Below are 15,683 nucleotides of genomic sequence, written 5' to 3'. Positions count from 1 at the left end.
CAATCCCAAAGCGATGTCTCACCAAGTTTCGCAAAATACCCATCGTGGCGCAATCGCCCTGAGCCGCACCCGCCCCGTGTACGAAATCTTTACCTGACTGAATGGACCTAACGCAATTCGCGGAGTTGAATGATGGATATCGTAGACCGAAGATAGGCTGAACGGGTTGAGATGATGCAGAACGGTTGCGTTCCTTACGATGTGTTTGTGACGCATGGGATATGAACCAGTGGTTTGAACGAAAACATCTCAACGACACCGCTTGTGAGGATAGGCCCGGCGAATGGCGACTCGGTAGTCCAAGCCGGTTTAACAAGAGCGTCGCACCAGGCTCGCCAAGTCACGGTGAAAGCCAGAAAGATCGATGGGGTGCTCACTCGTTATTGCGTTTGCCTCGAATTCCGATTAGTCATCGTAATGGATGGGGTAACCGTGATACAAATAGATAGCGCCATAAGTCCAATTGGGCTTCGGCATTCCAGGAAAGTTGGCTCGATCCATCATGAGGGCAATAAAGGGTGCCGGGTATCCGTCGGGCATTGGGATCACGTTGGGCCAAACTCGAGTGCCATGGTCGTCGTTCCAAGGTGGCAAGTCCATCTTTAGTTCACCGACCGGTTGAAGGTCGGGATACGAACGCACGTATATCTTTCGGTCGGCACTACCAAACAACGCATATCGAATGTCCCCGAACTTTTGGATCAGTGTTCCGGTGCTATCGACATCAACTGGACCTGCTAGTCGCTGGAAACCGTGGTCCCAATGATCACTTTCCCACATCGCGGCTTGATATTTCTTCCCATGCTCGCACAAAAGTAAACGCCACTTCTTGGCCTCGGAATCATAAATGCAATGAGGATCTTCGTGAGCCCCTTCAATTCCGACCGGCTTGGCTTTCATAACGCTGAAGCCGCGTCGAGGATCTGTCGATGACCAAACTGCAAGAATTGTCTTCGCTTCTTTGTCGGCGTCGTTTCCAAAGGCGCTAAAGCCAGTCGTCCATCCACACCATTGGCCTGACTGACTATCGCGAAATATGTGCGACGCCAGTTCGTTTCTCAAGAGACCGTCTCCCATGTCGAAAACGATCACACCCTCGAAGCGCAGATCGAACACCGAAGGGTTCATCGAAAAAACTCCTTGCGTCGGATGAGGCAGCGCACGGCCTCGAAGGGTGATGGTTAGCCAGAGACGACCGTCCTCGATCAGAGGCACACCTTGTTCATCAGTGATCGCACGAAGGTCTGCCTGTCCTGAACCAGGAGAGAGAACACCTGCGGCAGCTAGAATCTTGACATGCGACTGCGGTTGAAGACGGCTCGAGATTCCGGAGTGAAAGCGAGTGAATCGCGATTGTTTGCGCAAGTCAAAATGCTTCGAAAAATCAGCATAGCCGACAAGATGTGAACGTCCTTCTGACTCAACAAATACATTCACGCCCACGGCCGACATCTGAACACGAAGTACAAAAGGCTTGCTAAAGTCGTCGATTTCCGCCGGCCATTCCCAACGCATCTGATCGACTTCGATTGAGTCATGGACGATCCGCCATGTCAATTCAACTGGCATCCCGTCCGCGAACATGACCTCCGCGCTCAACGAATTCGCGTTTTCGAAATCTTGGAAAGAGAGGCCGGAGGAGCCCGTTCCAGCGAATGAGCCAATCGTGACTTCGTAGGTAGCAAAGGGATTGAATCCGCCGAACCAGCGAACAGACTCGGCCACTTCGTCCGCCGAGGCAACTGTTAACGCGCCTTCATCAATGCTGCACTTCGCCTTCACCTTGGTCTGCAACAGTTCTGGATGCATCAAGTCGAACGAAACGACTTTCGAAGGATCCAGAGTCGAAAGTGGAATCGTCTGACCTGAATCAAAGACCATACGCCTTACGGCTTGGCGACGAAATTCGATTTCGCTTGGATGCGTCCTCGGTCGCCCGTCTTGTTGCGCCAGCACAAACCGTGCATCGAAAATAGCGATTGCCGCCAAAATCAGGAAAACGTGGTGGGCAACGCGGTAAGCAGTCAATAACTTTATTGCGGTAGGCATCAGGTGATTTTTCTCGGATTCAAAAGTTGGTGCAAAGGTGGATCGCTGGCTGAGCGAACTGGCAAGAGACCTTCGGGCAACCGTAAGGTGTGGCCTGATTTTCAAAACGAGCTGTGTCTTGGGTGTAGCTTGATTTGCCGCTGCCCATATCCGGATTGCAATTTTCGCGTGATGCCGTCTAGGCATCGACTAATCTTACACGCCCCCTCACCCCAGAGCGACTGTGCCACGACCGGCACTCTGCGAGACTCGGCGACGCAAGCGATTTGTCGAGTCTGTTACATTGATCACCGTGCGAATTACAGCGTTTGGGGGCAAGCTTTGGATTGTCAACGCGCTGTCCTCGAATTCTCGGTACCCGTTGCTAGATTGTTCGAATCGTGCTTGCCGACGGACAAGCATCCACACGATGCGTCGTTGTTGAGACCGAAAGGGTTACGGCAAATCCAGTACCGATTCCCAACCCAATCCGTCGAACAAGTTATCGCATAACTGGAGAGTATAAAAACCCGCCGTAACCCCGAATTGCAATTTCGATAGCGAAGTAACGCACCGGAGAGAATACGTAGCTGGCATTGAATCAAGACACACGTTACTGAATGACAATCGTGGGCTGGGCGACGCACTTGGCTCCTTGAACAACAAGTGATTCGAGAGATTTTATTTTCGTTGCGACCAGCATGTATTTGGCCATCTACTCCGCAGAAATTCACAGACAAATCAATTGGGGTTATAGCGTATCGTCAATGCAGCAGCGGCGTATGGCGTGCGTCTAACAAACCTGCAGACACAATTCCGAGACGTAGCTTTTTCAAAAGCAGCATCTTCCATTGCCTATGCCGCCTGGTCTCAGTGCGCATGTGCTACTTCTTCGCAAACGATGCAACGTAAAGTACCAATCACTGAACCGGGCCCCCAAAGATGTCGGTGAATCGGTTTTCAAGCAGGAATTGGAGTATTGGAATATCGCGATGATGGCCGAACTCGAACGACAGCATGGCCATGACTTTCTTTCCAAACCTAATGAAGAGGCGTTCGAACGTCGGCAGACCTTGCTAGAATCGCAACGCAACTCCGCGAGCAGAACACCGCAGAGTCGGAAATTCGGTCCCAGGCGATTCGGGCAGTAAACTTTTTCTTGTGTTGCATTTTATTGAACACATGCCAAGCTGATTTGCGTTTGATTCCATAACTCTTTAGCGGTTCCTCCCTATGGCAACAATTGTCACACTCGGATTTGCGGGACGCACCTTAGAAGCACTCGCTCACTACGAGATGGTGCTTGACGCGGAAACCACGTTCTTGATGCGATTTCGCGACAGTCCAGATCAATCTCATACCAAGCCGGGCATGGAGGACCTAGTCTTTCATGCAACGTTTCGGATTGATGGGACTGTGTTTATGGCGAGCGACGTCGGGTACGTCGACACAGAAAGCGAGCCGGTTTTCGCGGGATTTGCGATCGCTTTGCAAATGGACTCTCTCGAGCGAGGTAAAAGCATTTTCGAGGGACTGGCGAATGGAGGCCAAGTTCTGATCCCACTTACCAAATCAGCATTCACGTCATGGTACGGCATTGTGATTGATCGATTTGGCATCTCTTGGAAAATAAACGTTGATTCCAAAAGCGATTAGCTGTTCCGTTTTTACAGGTTGAAAAAAATAGCTTGTTAGTTACGTGACGGGCCCCGATGATCCGCCATCATTCCACGCGGGAGTCAATCCTGCGTCAAGGTGGCCATGCATGTGCGCGTAATGACAAACGGCGATCCTGTGGGGTGTCGTCGCAGGACTTGCTGATTACTGGATTTGCTTCCTAAACGAACGAACAAACTCCGATTGATCGGTCCATTAGCAAAGCCTGTCCCTTCGAGGCGGTGCATGCGAGAACACGTCGCCATACGCAGAAAACGATCCCCTTTCACGCTCGACAGGGAAACGGGACTCGTCAAAAGCCAATGAAAATCTCCGACGAGTTCGCCGTTGAACCAATTTTCAAGCAGGAAGTCTCGATGAAGCAGACCATCAGTTCCAAGTAATTGATGTACAGTTTGTGAGCGTCGGGCTTGTGTTAAGCACGAGCATCGGTGGCCTTCGAGGTTTCGTTCTTGCAGTCCGTGATTTTGATTCGCATGATCAGATCTCGCGTTGAAGTTGAAGACCGCGAATTAAGTTTCCTAAGGCGAATGGTTTGATGACGCGAATGCTTACTGCAATTGGGCTGCTAGTTGTAGCGTGGTCGATCATGACGACGACGCACGAGATCGGGCATGTCGTCGGAGGCTGGTGCGGCGGCGCGACGTTGACGAAATTTTCGATTGCACCATGGCGTTTGCCATTCTCTTTGCATTCGCCAGATCCGAACCCGCGACTGACACTGTGGGCGGGCCCACTGCTCGGGACGCTCGGTCCGTTCTGCGTTGCCGCCGCGATTCGCCGTCGATGGGCTTGGTTTGTCGCAGATTTTTGTATGCTAGCCAACGGATGTTATCTTGCACTCGCCTGGATTTCTGGCGAACGGTTTCTTGACACACCACGGATGCTTGCCGCCGGTGTCGCGCCTGCCACGATCGCGACATATTGCGCAATGACCATCAGCCTGGGCTATGTTCGTTTCCGAGCCGATTGCGTCAATCAATTTTCGCCGCGCACGATCAAAACGAGTGACGAAAGCGATTCATAACGAACACAAATTGCTGACGAGCTACTTTGCTCGGAGCGACCGCAGGTGAAATTGACCGCAGAACATCTTTATGAAATTCAATCTAAAGTCACTTTTGGTCGCAATCGCGATGGTCGCTCTACTGATCGCGTTGTTGATTAGTCGCGAAACATCAAAGACGACTAATCGCGAAGCGACGATGCTTGCGCCAGAGCTCTATCGAAGACACTTGCTTCGCGAACTCGAGATATCCTACGGTGCAATGATCCCGCCGGGTTGGAAGTCAATCACGGCCGGGACAGTTGCAATTATCGACTTATCGTCCGCATCGGGCAGAGCGGATCCGTTGGATCGAATCGAGAAGGAAAGACGAATTTCCGAGTTCAATACGATGGAGAACGAATCATGCAACAGCAGGAACTGTTGACAAAACCTTATCCAATCGATTTGTTTGAGAACGAGAATCCTCAGCCGCTAGACAAGTTAGAATGGCCAGCCAGAGTCAACACTGAGACGTGTGAAGATCGCAATGCGGTGCCCAGAACGGAAGCAATGCACGACGAGGTCGACGACAAATAGAGGGCCGTCACGTTCTGAGAAAACATTGCTGGATACTATCCGCTTGAAACTTAGTCATCTTCACGAAAGCATCTCTCGCCATGTGCAATTATTTTTTGCGATTTGGTCGCTGGTCAACCGTTTGGCCACTCGCCTTGCTCGTTATTTTGTTGGCGAGTGGGCAAAGGTGCCGAGCCAAGGCGGATCAACCAAACGTGCTCTTCATCTCGGTCGATGATCTAGCGTGTTCGCTGGGATGTTACGGCGATTTGATCGCCCGGACTCCTAACATTGACCGCTTAGCGTCGACGGGAACCTGTTTCCAGCGTGCGTACTGTCAATTGCCGCTTTGCAATCCAACGCGTGCTTCGGTGATGACAGGACTGCGTCCCGACACCATCAAAGTGTACGATTTGGATCGACACTTTCGAGATGAGGTTCCCAATGTGGTGACGTTGCCGCAGGCGTTCCAGCAGGCTGGATACTTCTCCGCCCGCGTCGGAAAGATCTATCACTACAACGTTCCAGCCTCGATTGGCACCGATGGTTTTGACGATCCGCCATCATGGAACCAGACGGTGAATCCCAAGGGACGCGATAAGACCGACGAAGCACTCGTCTTCAATGCCGAACCGCACCGCAAGATCAGTGGATCGCTAAGCTGGCTTGCCGCGGACGGAGCGGACGCAGAACAGACTGATGGAATGATTGCGACTGAAGCGATCAAGATCATGAGAGAGCGAAAGGGAACACCATTCTTTCTTGGTGTCGGCTTTTTCCGACCGCACACACCGTACATCGCGCCAAATAAATACTTTGACATGTACCCAATCGATGAGCTCCGTTTACCATTTTCCCCCAAAGACGATCGAAGCGACATCCCGGTCGCTGCGTTTGCGCACAACTGCCCGGTCCCCAACTATGGACTCGATGAAACGACGTTGCTGCGTGCAACGCAAGCGTACTACGCCTGTGTATCGTTCATCGATGCTCAAATCGGTCGTTTGCTTGGCGCGCTTGACGAGTTGAAAATTGCGAACAAAACAATTGTGGTGTTGTGGAGCGATCACGGATATCACCTAGGCGAGCATGACGGAGTGTGGCAAAAGCGGACCCTGTTCGAACAAGGTTCACGCAGTCCGTTGATCGTTCGGTCTCCTTACCAAAAATCAAACGGTGCTACCGACCGAGTTGTCGAGTTCGTTGACATCTATCCGACGTTGACCGACCTGGCGGGAATCAATTCACCCGCAGGGTTGGCCGGTCGCAGTCTCCGTGCTCTGATGGACGATCCCATCGTCGATTGGGATGGCTATGCAGTCACGCAGATATTGCGGCCGGCCGATAGTCGCTTGCCAAAGCAAGTGATGGGTTGCAGCATTCGTACAGATCGCTATCGATATACCGAGTGGGGCGAGGGTACGTACGGCGCTGAATTGTACGATCACCATGCTGATCCCAACGAGTTCAACAATCTTGCGAGTGATCCGGATGCTCGGGCGAAACACGTGATTGAACGTCTAACGCCAATGCTGCGCGGCAGAGCGTCTGGGAAAACACCGACGGTAATGATCAATCCAGAACGACTCTGATTGACATGGAAATGTATCGTTAGAGTTAGAACAACTGCCATGCTTTCGCGTCGAGTTCTTGCTCGAGCACCGGATCGTTCGCTCGAGCCAGCAGATCATAGTACGCATAGGGATACTTGAAGACGTGCCCGATCCCTAGCGTCTTGTCGCCTCTCTGTTTCCAGTACTCCGTTGCGTCTGGGCGCAACTTGCTGAATTGGTGATCTTTGATTTTTCGATCGCTGGGGTCGGGACCGGTTCTCGTCACTGTTACGTACTTGCAAAACGCGACGCGGCAACTCTCGGCCCACTCGGGCATTCCCATAGCGGCCATTTCAACCAGCGATTGACCAAACGTCAGCATGTGGCCGGCAAAGCCTTGACCGTATCCTTGAAAGCGATCAATCGAGTCGCTGGCTTCCCGCAAAATAAATTTGGAAGCCTCGACAGAGTCCGCGAACGGAGGTGGGTTGATGTCGTCGTTCGGCGTCACGTCACGCCAAGGCTTGATTGCACGAATCAGATCACACACGCCGTCAACTCGCTCAGTCGTGGCAGACTCCGGCATCATACGAAATCCCTTTATCGCGTGCATTGCGAAAATCGCGTCGTGGCCAACCTCACGCAATACTCCTTTGCCCTCCGCAAGCGTTCTGCCGATTCGATCAGTAGCATCGTCAACATGGTCGCCATCTGGGAAAGGTTCACACAGTTTCGATGACGCCCAATTTCGATCAAACAGTTCAACAATTCGGTTCGTCGTTGGTTCGCTGAGTTCGTTGTCAACGCACATCAAGTGAGCTGAGATCATCGAAGCACCTCGGTGACCATCAGCGAAATAACTCCGCTGTGGCGCTCGAGCCAACGCATTGAGCCCCAACAGCACTAACTGTTGCTCGTGCAAAGACCGTTGTTCGGCCAATGCAATTTGGTCAAGATGTGCGCAGGCAGCGCTAAGCATCGCGGTGCTAGCGATTGCAAACTGTCGTCGGCCGATCATTGCCATGATGAAACTCGCGAATGTTAGGAGTGAATTCGATAACGAAAACCGAAACGGCGTTGCTTCCGTTTGGCAAAGCACTGACCGTGTGACGTACTGAACACCCAAGCATTCCGCACCGTCCGAGCGTTTTACCCAATCGATCATGTTACCCTTTTGTTCGGATAACCGCAGGGATTTTTGCGTGGTAAACACAACCACCGATCAACTCATTCGACCAACCAAGAGATAGCTGCCTAAAAAGACGACTGTTCCCCCCGCCGCAAGGGCAAGGCAGCACCTCAAGCGAATTCGTTATGGAGACTTCGATTCGAACGGGGAGGGTGGGAACTCGACATATCGCCAATAGAGGTCGACAATTCCCATCACGTTGACGAATTCTTCGCCAGCCTGAGACTTCACGATGTAGCCAGCAATGTGTTGCTCGTATGCGGCGACCTTGTCTCGATCAGCATCTGACGTTGTCAGCACAAAAACGATACTGCCCTGGAGTTCTGGATCGCTACGCAACTCGCGAAGAAACTCGATGCCATTCATTCGTGGCAAATTCAAGTCAAGCAGAATCAGAAACGGCCTCTGCAGCGGTTCACTGCCATCCTGCCCTCGCAATCGCTCAAGCGCAGCGACTCCGTCTCTCGCGACGACAATCGGATTTGCGATCCGCTGTTTCATCAGCGCGCGTTTAACGGCTTCAGCATCGATGTCGTCATCTTCGACTAGTAGAATTTGGAGAATTTTGTTTGACGACACTTCGAGACCTATTTGATGCTTCGCTGGAACAGGCTACTTGTCCTGACTAGAGAGTTTTTCGCAGTTGGATTAAACGCGTTAACTCCGCAACAAGTTCCTTTGCCTTCACTGGTTTTTCCATAATAGCCGAGGCCCCAGCAACACTCAACTCAGCGGCCTCGGCGTCACTGATGTATCCGCTAACCACGATGGCGGGTATTCGCGACTCACGCCTTTTCAACTCCAGAAGAAGTTGCAGCCCTGAAATGCCTTGCATACGATAGTCAATGATCAAACAATCGAAGTTAGCAAGTGATTCGACTTCAAGAAGGGATTCCGCGGAATCAAACTCTTGAACATCGAACTGATAGAAGTCCAAGAGTGTCTTGGTTGCGAATCGCACCAAGGCATCATCATCGACGAGAGCAATCAATGCAGTGGTCAGGGAATTTGAGGGCAGGGAATTTAAGGGCAGGGAATTTGAGGGTAGGGAACTCATGAGCTCGGAAGTTCAAAGCGAAAGGTCGAGCCAGGGCGATCACTGGGCAGATGGGTGATTCGACCATGATGGTTGTGTAGTATCCGAGAGCAAATCGCCAGCCCCATGCCTAATCCCTCACTCTTCGTTGTCTTAAAGGCGGAAAAGGCTGCAGCAGTCTCAAGTTCCAGTCCACTTCCTTGATCAATGACTTCGACGCAAACGGTGCTGTCTTGTTGATAGGCCCTAACCGTCACCAGTCGGTTTGATTCAGGAAGGTTCATCATTGCGTCAAATGCGTTCCGCAGTAAATTCACGATGACCTGTTGAATTTGCGTCGTGTTGCCAAGAGCAAATAGTCGACCGTTTGTAAAATCGTGCTTGATGGTGATCTTTCGTCGACGACGTTCTGAATCGACAAAATCAATTGTCGAAATGATTAGTTCTTTAATATCAAACGTATCGAACGTCGTTGTTTTGTCTCGAATAAACTCTCTAAGCCTCTGTAAGATTGCACCCGCGTGCAAATTGGCATCGGACAGGTTTTTTATCAAAATTGCATTTTGCGCAGTGTCCACGACGCTTTGCTGATGCGAGACTTCTAGCGCGCCAACCAATGCCGAAATCACATTCAATGGCTGGCTCACTTCATGTGTGATTTCCGCTACCAATTCACCCATCAGTGCCACACGTCCTAGATGCGCGAGGCTTTGCTCCTGCTCACGAAGTTTACTAGCAAGTTGTTCTCGCTGAGCTTGTTCGTCTTCCAGCTTCCGAAGAAGTCGTCCACGCTCGACGGCAAAGCGTAGTGCCTGCATCGCGCGCTCATCCAGTTGATCCTTTAGCAGGTAGTCCTGAGCTCCCAGGCGGATGATTTGCACTGCTAGCTCCTTGTCCTGGAAACCAGTGAGTACAACGATGGGAAGTTCGGGCGAGGACTCGCGAATCCGAAGAAACGAATCGACTCCGGAACTGTCTGGCAGGCCGGGGTCGAGCAGGATCAAATCAAGCGGCATGTCGCTGAGCACTGCTAGTGCGGACTGGAGCGTTGACGCACGGTGAAGTGCCGTGCATTTTGGAAGTGATCTTCGCACGCACTCTGCATCGATGTCATCGTCTTCGATGAGCAGAATCGAGATATTGTCTTCAAAGTTCATTCTTTGCCCTGTTCGCTGCCCCCACGAAATTCTTTCCCTGCGCGACTTCTTTCACTAAACGTCATGTCGATCGTTCAGACATCGCTAGCCATGTAAAGCGAAAGACCGATCCTTCGCCTTCCGCCGACTCGACGCTGATCTTGCCACCATGAGATTCAATGTGCTTCTTTGATAATGCCAGCCCCATCCCGCTGGCTTCCACTTCATCACGTGGACGCAGCGTATGAAACATTCGAAAAATGCGTTCGTGATACTCTGATGCGATGCCCGGACCGTCGTCACGGACCGAAAATTCATAATGATCGCCAATTCGCTTAGCGGATACGATCGCGTGACCATCATCACGCTTGCGATGTTTGATCGCGTTACCGATGAGGTTGCGAAAAACTTGTTCCAGTGGAATTCGCTGGGTGGTTAGAACTGGCATTAGGCCATAGCATTCAACTCGAAAACTCTCCGGAGACGACAGAAACTCAGCAACCTCGCAAACAAGTTGTCCGACGTCGATCGCTTCGACCTCCGATGATCTTCGTCCGATTCGAGAGTACGCGAGCAGGTCATCGAGCAATCGCTCCATTCTTGCGACTCGTCCTTTCAATTTCACTAGGTGTTCACGAGCGATTGCGGGGAGTGAATCTCCCGCATCCGACTCGATCCAGCGAGCTAGGTTGTCGATACCGCGCAATGGCTGTTTCAGGTCATGAGACGCTACGTAAGCAAACTCTTCGAGCTCTTCGTTGGCGACCTCCAAATCATTGGCATATCGCCGCAAGATCGCCAGATCATCCACCGCCGATGCGGTTCCGATGATCTGCTGCACCTTTCCGTCAGCAGAACGCTTGAAGATCCGACAAGTGGTGTAGACTTCCCGAAACTCGCCATTTTTACGCTTCACGCGGTACTGACTGTCGAAGAATTGGTCCTCGTTACCTCGCATAATCCCCGCAAAAAAATTGGCGACAATGCCTTCGTCGTCTGGATGAATTAACGCCCCGATCCCTTTCTCTTTTGGGGCGACGAACTCGGCCGGTGTGTAACCCAGCAAGTTTTCGATATGCCGATTGATAAAAACGTTACGGTGCTCCTGAATGTCGTACACGAAAAACGTCATCGGAACGGCATCAGAAATCTTTCGGATTACATCGAATTCCGCGTCGGTTACGTCACGGGCAGTGAAGTAGACAGATGAACTATCGGGTTCCGGTGCCGCCACATTCCATTCAATCAGGCGATAACATCCGTCCTTGTGTCGCATCCGCCCCAGAAACCCAAGCACAGGCTTGCCCTCAAACAATTGCCGCATGCATTCTTCAAATTGCGGACGATCGTCCGGGTGAGTTGCATCGAGATAGGGCTGGCCAACCAATTCATCGTTGGTATACCCCAGAACTTCGCTCCAATTCTCACTGACTCTAAGCCACGTCGCGCTTTGAATGTCGGCCAAACCGTAGTGTTGTATCCCGGCGTTAAAAAACCGCTCACGTTCGGCCTCGGCGATCTTGAAATCAGAAATGTCGTAGATAGACCCGACAAGTCGCCGAGGCACGTCGCTGTCAGATCGGATCGAATTTGCCCGTAAGCGAACCCAGATGTACTTGTTGTCCGCATGACGTAATCGGAACTCGTGAACAAAGGGTGTACGTCGTTTTAGGCTGGAATTCACTACCCGTCGCAACTCGTCAATATCGTCGGGATGGATTCGCTCTTGAGCCGCTCGAATGGTTTGCGGGAAAGAGACGAGATCATCACCGTCAAACCCAAGAATCTTTCTGAATCCTGGGGCATAGTCACAGTCTTCACTGCCGACCTGCCACGACCAAACGCCATCCGTTGTGCCAAGCAACTCTAGCATCGCTCGACGCTCTTCGTTGAGTTTCTCTGCTTCCAGTCTAGATGCGACGCTTTCAGAGATATCTTGAATGAGTGCTACGAACGTGATGAATTCACCTGATTCATTTGCGACCCGATTTCCAATTGTCTGACTGGTAAAGATCTCACCATTGCTGCGGCGATAGTTCATTTCATAGGGTGTAAGCTCTGCGCTGTTGTCTTGATTGTATTTCGCTCGTCCTTGTTCTGAAAAGTCCGCGGGGTCTGCATAAAGCATTTTTGTTTGCTTTCCAAGAATGTCTTTTTGGTCGTATCCAAACATCTCCTCGAATGCAGGATTGATTCTTTTAATTCGGCGTCGCTTGTCTGTGATGACAACGCCCACCGGTAACGCGTCAAAGACCATTTGAAATTCGGTGCTGACTTCTTCGAGCTTCTGTTGTGTGAGTCGTCTTTCGGTAATGTCTCGTACAAATACACAAACAAACTTTTCATTTTCGAAATCAACTCGGTGGGACGCGACTTCGACAGGAACTTCTGAGCCATCCTTGCGAACGTGAATTGTCTGAAAAAATATTGCTTTTAGTTCGGTTGAACGTTTTCTAATCTCTGCAAGTGCCTCTGGCGCTCGCATTTTGGGATCGATGTCGGCAATGTTCAGCATCAAGAGTTCATTGTCAGTGTATTGATAGAGTCCGCTTGCGGCTTGGTTCGCATAAAAAAGGTCACCCGTTTCTTCCCGCAGCCAAAGTATTGCGTCAGCGGCAAACTCCAACGCATGTCTTGCGCGTCGCAACTCCTGGTCCTTCAGCTTCTGTTCCGAAATGTCGCGACTGGTATCCAGAAACACGCTCTCGTGACCGACGCCAACGCGCTGCAGTTTTGTCGAAACAATGATGCGTTCGGCGGCCTTGGTTTGATGAGTTGCTTCGCCTACCCACTCGTCACCGACAGCCAGTCCATTGGCATGCTGATGAATCGCAACCTCTGATCGCAGGATGTCAGTGGGCTGGCGACCAATGGCTTCGTTGCGACCGAAACCGTACATCACCTCTGCGCCTCTATTCCACGATAGAATTCCATCGGCATGCGTCCACGTCATGATGGCATCGCTGCTAGCATCGATAAGTGCGTTGCGATGCGCGAGCAGCTGACTGGATTCACGCAAATGCAATAGTCGTTCTACATGCTTTGCCAAAAGCGAAAGCGTTCTGAGTTGCCGGTCATCGATCGTCATCACCTCGTTGCTGATAACGCAGAGTGTACCGATCGGCATCTTTTCGTGTTCGGTGACAAGCGGAATGCCTGCATAGAATCGCATGCGAGGCTCGCCGAGAACCAGTGGATTATCCTTGAACCGTGGATCCTTGGTCGCGTCCGATACCACCAGCGGTGCATCAGGAGAGTGAATCGCGTGAGCGCAGAACGCCTGACAGCGAGGTGACTCGCGCGCGTCGAAGCCGAACGCCGCCTTGAACCACAGCCTGTCTTCATCGACGAAGCTGATCGCGCCGATCGGTGCACCGCATAATTCCGCAGCGAGTCGCGCGATGGCGTCGTAGTCTTCCTCCTTAGGCGTATCTAAAATGCCGAGCATCCGAAGTGCCTTCAGCCTCAATTGCTCATTCTTGTGGAGTAAAGCTTCGGGCATGACTCGGTTGGCTTTCTAACGGCGTTTGGCTAGAACACAGGCGGAACGGCAACCGAAATTGTACCGTTTTGACTTCACTGTGCATGGATGCGTCATTGAGTATTCTCGATCTCCAAGAAGATTTTTTGTTTGCAAATATGGATCAGCAATCTTGGGTCTGCATGCTTGCAGCACGTCTACAACCATCGAACGGCGAGACCAAACAACGATCCGCCAGTGTTGATTACGATTGCCAGGAAAATCCGGGTGAGTTTTGAACTTGTCCGTCGCTTGCATCAAAGATTCTAGATGCCCTTGCCAAGGACTGTTAGTGCGGCACATTTGAACAGCCTGGGTTTCATTACAATGCCACGGAAACACCCCGAGTAAGGAGAAATCCATGATTGCCTTGACAAAGTCAAGCCAGCTGTCTCGGTTCAATCTTGACGAGGTTCAGCTAACGTCCGACATTCAGTCGACGTAAAACGTCGAGCATTTTTTTGCTGGTCGGTGTTAGCCGAGTGCGGTTGAATTGATCGCCGAGTTTGCGAATTGCTTCGGCTTGCGTTGGGTAAGGATGGATCGTGTTGGCGATCTTGCCGAGCCCGATTTTGTTGACCATCGCCAGCGTCACTTCGGAAATCATGTCCCCCGCATTCTTAGCGACGATCGTCGCGCCGACAATTTTGTCGGTCCCGCGTGCTGTATGAATCTTGACGAACCCCTCGTCATCGCCCTCTAGGATCGCGCGATCCACGTCGGCGAAGTGTTGAACGTAAGTGTCAATTTCAATTCCTGCATCGAGCGCTTCGTTTTCATACACTCCAACGTGCGCGACTTCGGGCGATGTGTAAGTTGCCCAAGGGATCACTAAGTCACTGGCCTTCTTTCTACCGAACGGACCAACGGCAAAGAGCGAATTTTGAATCACAATGCGTGCCATAAAGTCGGCGGCATGAGTGAATTGAAACTTTGAACACACGTCACCAGCGGCGTAAATGCGTGGATTCTTCGTCTGCATGTGATCATTGACAGCGACCCCTTTTTTCGTGAAATCGACACCGACCGCTTCCAGATTCAAGTTCTCGACATTTGGTGCACGGCCGGCTGCGACCAGCAACTGGTCAACCGGTTCGTCGTAACTGGTGCCGTGAGAATCGACTGTCATCCGAATGCCGTTTTCGCCGTTAATGCGGAGATTTTGACCACAACACAACAGTTTTACGCCTGCGTGCGTGATGGCGTTCTGCACAATTTCTGCTGCGTCGCGATCTTCGCGAGGAAGAACTCCGTGATCGTTTTCCACTAGGAACACTTTGGATCCCAATTGAGCGAATGATTGCGCCAGTTCGCAGCCGATCGGTCCAGCGCCGATGATTCCCAATCGCTTGGGCAGTTCGGTGAGTGAAAATACCGATTCGTTGGTCAAGTACTTGACCGTGTCCAGGCCCGCGATTGGTGGGGCTGCGGCGCGAGCGCCGGTTGCGATGACAGCTCGCTTGTACTTGAGCGTTGTCCCCGCCACATCGATTGATTCAGAATCGATAAAACTTGCTTGACCAAAGTAGACGTCGATTCCTAGTTCATGAAAGCGGGTCGCCGAATCATTTCGGCTGATACTGGCCCGCAGTTTACGCATCCTCTGCATCACGCCGCCAAAATCAACGTCGACACCCTTGGGGACATTCACGGAAAAGTTCCCGGCATCTCTCGCGGTCGCAGCCACCCGCGCCGCGCTGATGACTCCCTTGGATGGAACGCAGCCGACGTTCAAGCAATCGCCACCCATCAAGTCACGCTCGATCAACGCAACGCGAGCCCCCAGCCCTGCTGCGCCAGCGGCAGTCACCAAGCCAGCCGTCCCGGCTCCGATGACGACCAAATGATAAGGGCCACCAGGAACTGGGTTTGTCCAATCGGAAGGATGAACGTTTGCCTGTAGCTGTTGATTGTGCGCGTCGTTGGGTAGCAGTGCATTCATGGAAAGTTCCAGCGACTGAGCATGCGTCTGATGCTTCA

General features: G+C 51.7%; 11 protein-coding genes. 4 read left to right on the top strand and 7 right to left on the bottom strand.

The genetic code is table 11. The features are described 5' to 3' along the window. Positions 1 to 405: 405 nt before the first annotated feature. Positions 406 to 2,049 carry a hypothetical protein gene (locus tag Poly59_RS16950; protein ID WP_146535232.1) on the bottom strand — a complete coding sequence of 548 codons (1,644 nt, stop codon included), beginning with the start codon at positions 2,047 to 2,049 and terminating at the stop codon, positions 406 to 408. Positions 2,050 to 3,261: 1,212 nt separating this feature from the next. On the opposite strand from Poly59_RS16950, the gene Poly59_RS16945 reads away from it, so the two are divergent. The 4 genes from Poly59_RS16945 (at position 3,262) to Poly59_RS16930 (ending at position 6,861) form a co-directional block, all read left to right on the top strand. Next, positions 3,262 to 3,684 (top strand): VOC family protein, encoded by a 423-nt coding sequence (locus tag Poly59_RS16945; protein ID WP_146535231.1) that lies wholly within the window; start codon positions 3,262 to 3,264, stop codon positions 3,682 to 3,684. A 559-nt stretch (positions 3,685 to 4,243) separates the two neighbouring features. Next, complete coding sequence (locus Poly59_RS16940; RefSeq protein WP_246151717.1) at positions 4,244 to 4,732, top strand: hypothetical protein; 489 nt, start codon at positions 4,244 to 4,246, stop codon at positions 4,730 to 4,732. Between the two features lie 70 nt (positions 4,733 to 4,802). Continuing rightward, entirely contained in the window at positions 4,803 to 5,138 is a 336-nt protein-coding gene (locus tag Poly59_RS16935; protein ID WP_146535230.1) for a hypothetical protein, read from the top strand. A 232-nt stretch (positions 5,139 to 5,370) separates the two neighbouring features. Beyond that, the gene (locus Poly59_RS16930; RefSeq protein WP_146535229.1) at positions 5,371 to 6,861 is read left to right on the top strand and encodes a sulfatase; all 1,491 of its coding nucleotides are present in this window, start codon (positions 5,371 to 5,373) and stop codon (positions 6,859 to 6,861) included. Between the two features lie 25 nt (positions 6,862 to 6,886). On the opposite strand, the gene Poly59_RS16925 is transcribed toward Poly59_RS16930, so the two are convergent. The 6 genes from Poly59_RS16925 to Poly59_RS16900 form a co-directional block, all read right to left on the bottom strand. Next, entirely contained in the window at positions 6,887 to 7,846 is a 960-nt protein-coding gene (locus Poly59_RS16925; protein ID WP_186776324.1) for a hypothetical protein, read from the bottom strand. Positions 7,847 to 8,134: 288 nt separating this feature from the next. Beyond that, positions 8,135 to 8,590: a response regulator gene (locus Poly59_RS16920; protein ID WP_146535228.1), complete on the bottom strand. Its 456-nt coding sequence runs from the start codon at positions 8,588 to 8,590 to the stop codon at positions 8,135 to 8,137. A 46-nt stretch (positions 8,591 to 8,636) separates the two neighbouring features. Beyond that, the gene (locus Poly59_RS16915) at positions 8,637 to 9,068 is read right to left on the bottom strand and encodes a response regulator (RefSeq protein ID WP_146535227.1); all 432 of its coding nucleotides are present in this window, start codon (positions 9,066 to 9,068) and stop codon (positions 8,637 to 8,639) included. Next, on the bottom strand, positions 9,065 to 10,204 hold the full coding sequence (locus Poly59_RS16910; protein WP_146535226.1) for a sensor histidine kinase: 1,140 nt from the start codon (positions 10,202 to 10,204) through the stop codon (positions 9,065 to 9,067). Before Poly59_RS16910 ends, Poly59_RS16915 begins: the two co-directional genes overlap by 4 nt. 61 nt (positions 10,205 to 10,265) lie before the next feature. After that, positions 10,266 to 13,631, bottom strand: a complete 3,366-nt coding sequence (locus tag Poly59_RS16905; RefSeq protein WP_186776323.1) for a PAS domain S-box protein — start codon at positions 13,629 to 13,631, stop codon at positions 10,266 to 10,268. Between the two features lie 490 nt (positions 13,632 to 14,121). Further along, positions 14,122 to 15,645, bottom strand: coding sequence for a mercuric reductase (locus tag Poly59_RS16900; protein WP_146535224.1), 1,524 nt, complete (start codon positions 15,643 to 15,645; stop codon positions 14,122 to 14,124). Between the last annotated feature and the right edge of the window lie 38 nt (positions 15,646 to 15,683).

The sequence above is a fragment of the Rubripirellula reticaptiva genome, from assembly GCF_007860175.1.
GTDB lineage: Bacteria > Planctomycetota > Planctomycetia > Pirellulales > Pirellulaceae > Rubripirellula > Rubripirellula reticaptiva.
The sequence above is the reverse complement of the archived record's forward strand: the minus strand, read 5'-3'. Positions and strand labels throughout refer to the sequence as shown.

Coding starts and splice junctions, on each gene's coding strand:
- Poly59_RS16950 (WP_146535232.1), bottom strand. CDS start 2,049: ATGCCTACCGCAATAAAGTTATTGACTGCTTACCGCGTTGCCCACCAC.
- Poly59_RS16945 (WP_146535231.1), top strand. CDS start 3,262: ATGGCAACAATTGTCACACTCGGATTTGCGGGACGCACCTTAGAAGCA.
- Poly59_RS16940 (WP_246151717.1), top strand. CDS start 4,244: ATGACGCGAATGCTTACTGCAATTGGGCTGCTAGTTGTAGCGTGGTCG.
- Poly59_RS16935 (WP_146535230.1), top strand. CDS start 4,803: ATGAAATTCAATCTAAAGTCACTTTTGGTCGCAATCGCGATGGTCGCT.
- Poly59_RS16930 (WP_146535229.1), top strand. CDS start 5,371: ATGTGCAATTATTTTTTGCGATTTGGTCGCTGGTCAACCGTTTGGCCA.
- Poly59_RS16925 (WP_186776324.1), bottom strand. CDS start 7,846: ATGGCAATGATCGGCCGACGACAGTTTGCAATCGCTAGCACCGCGATG.
- Poly59_RS16915 (WP_146535227.1), bottom strand. CDS start 9,068: ATGAGTTCCCTACCCTCAAATTCCCTGCCCTTAAATTCCCTGCCCTCA.
- Poly59_RS16910 (WP_146535226.1), bottom strand. CDS start 10,204: ATGAACTTTGAAGACAATATCTCGATTCTGCTCATCGAAGACGATGAC.
- Poly59_RS16905 (WP_186776323.1), bottom strand. CDS start 13,631: ATGCTCGGCATTTTAGATACGCCTAAGGAGGAAGACTACGACGCCATC.
- Poly59_RS16900 (WP_146535224.1), bottom strand. CDS start 15,645: ATGAATGCACTGCTACCCAACGACGCGCACAATCAACAGCTACAGGCA.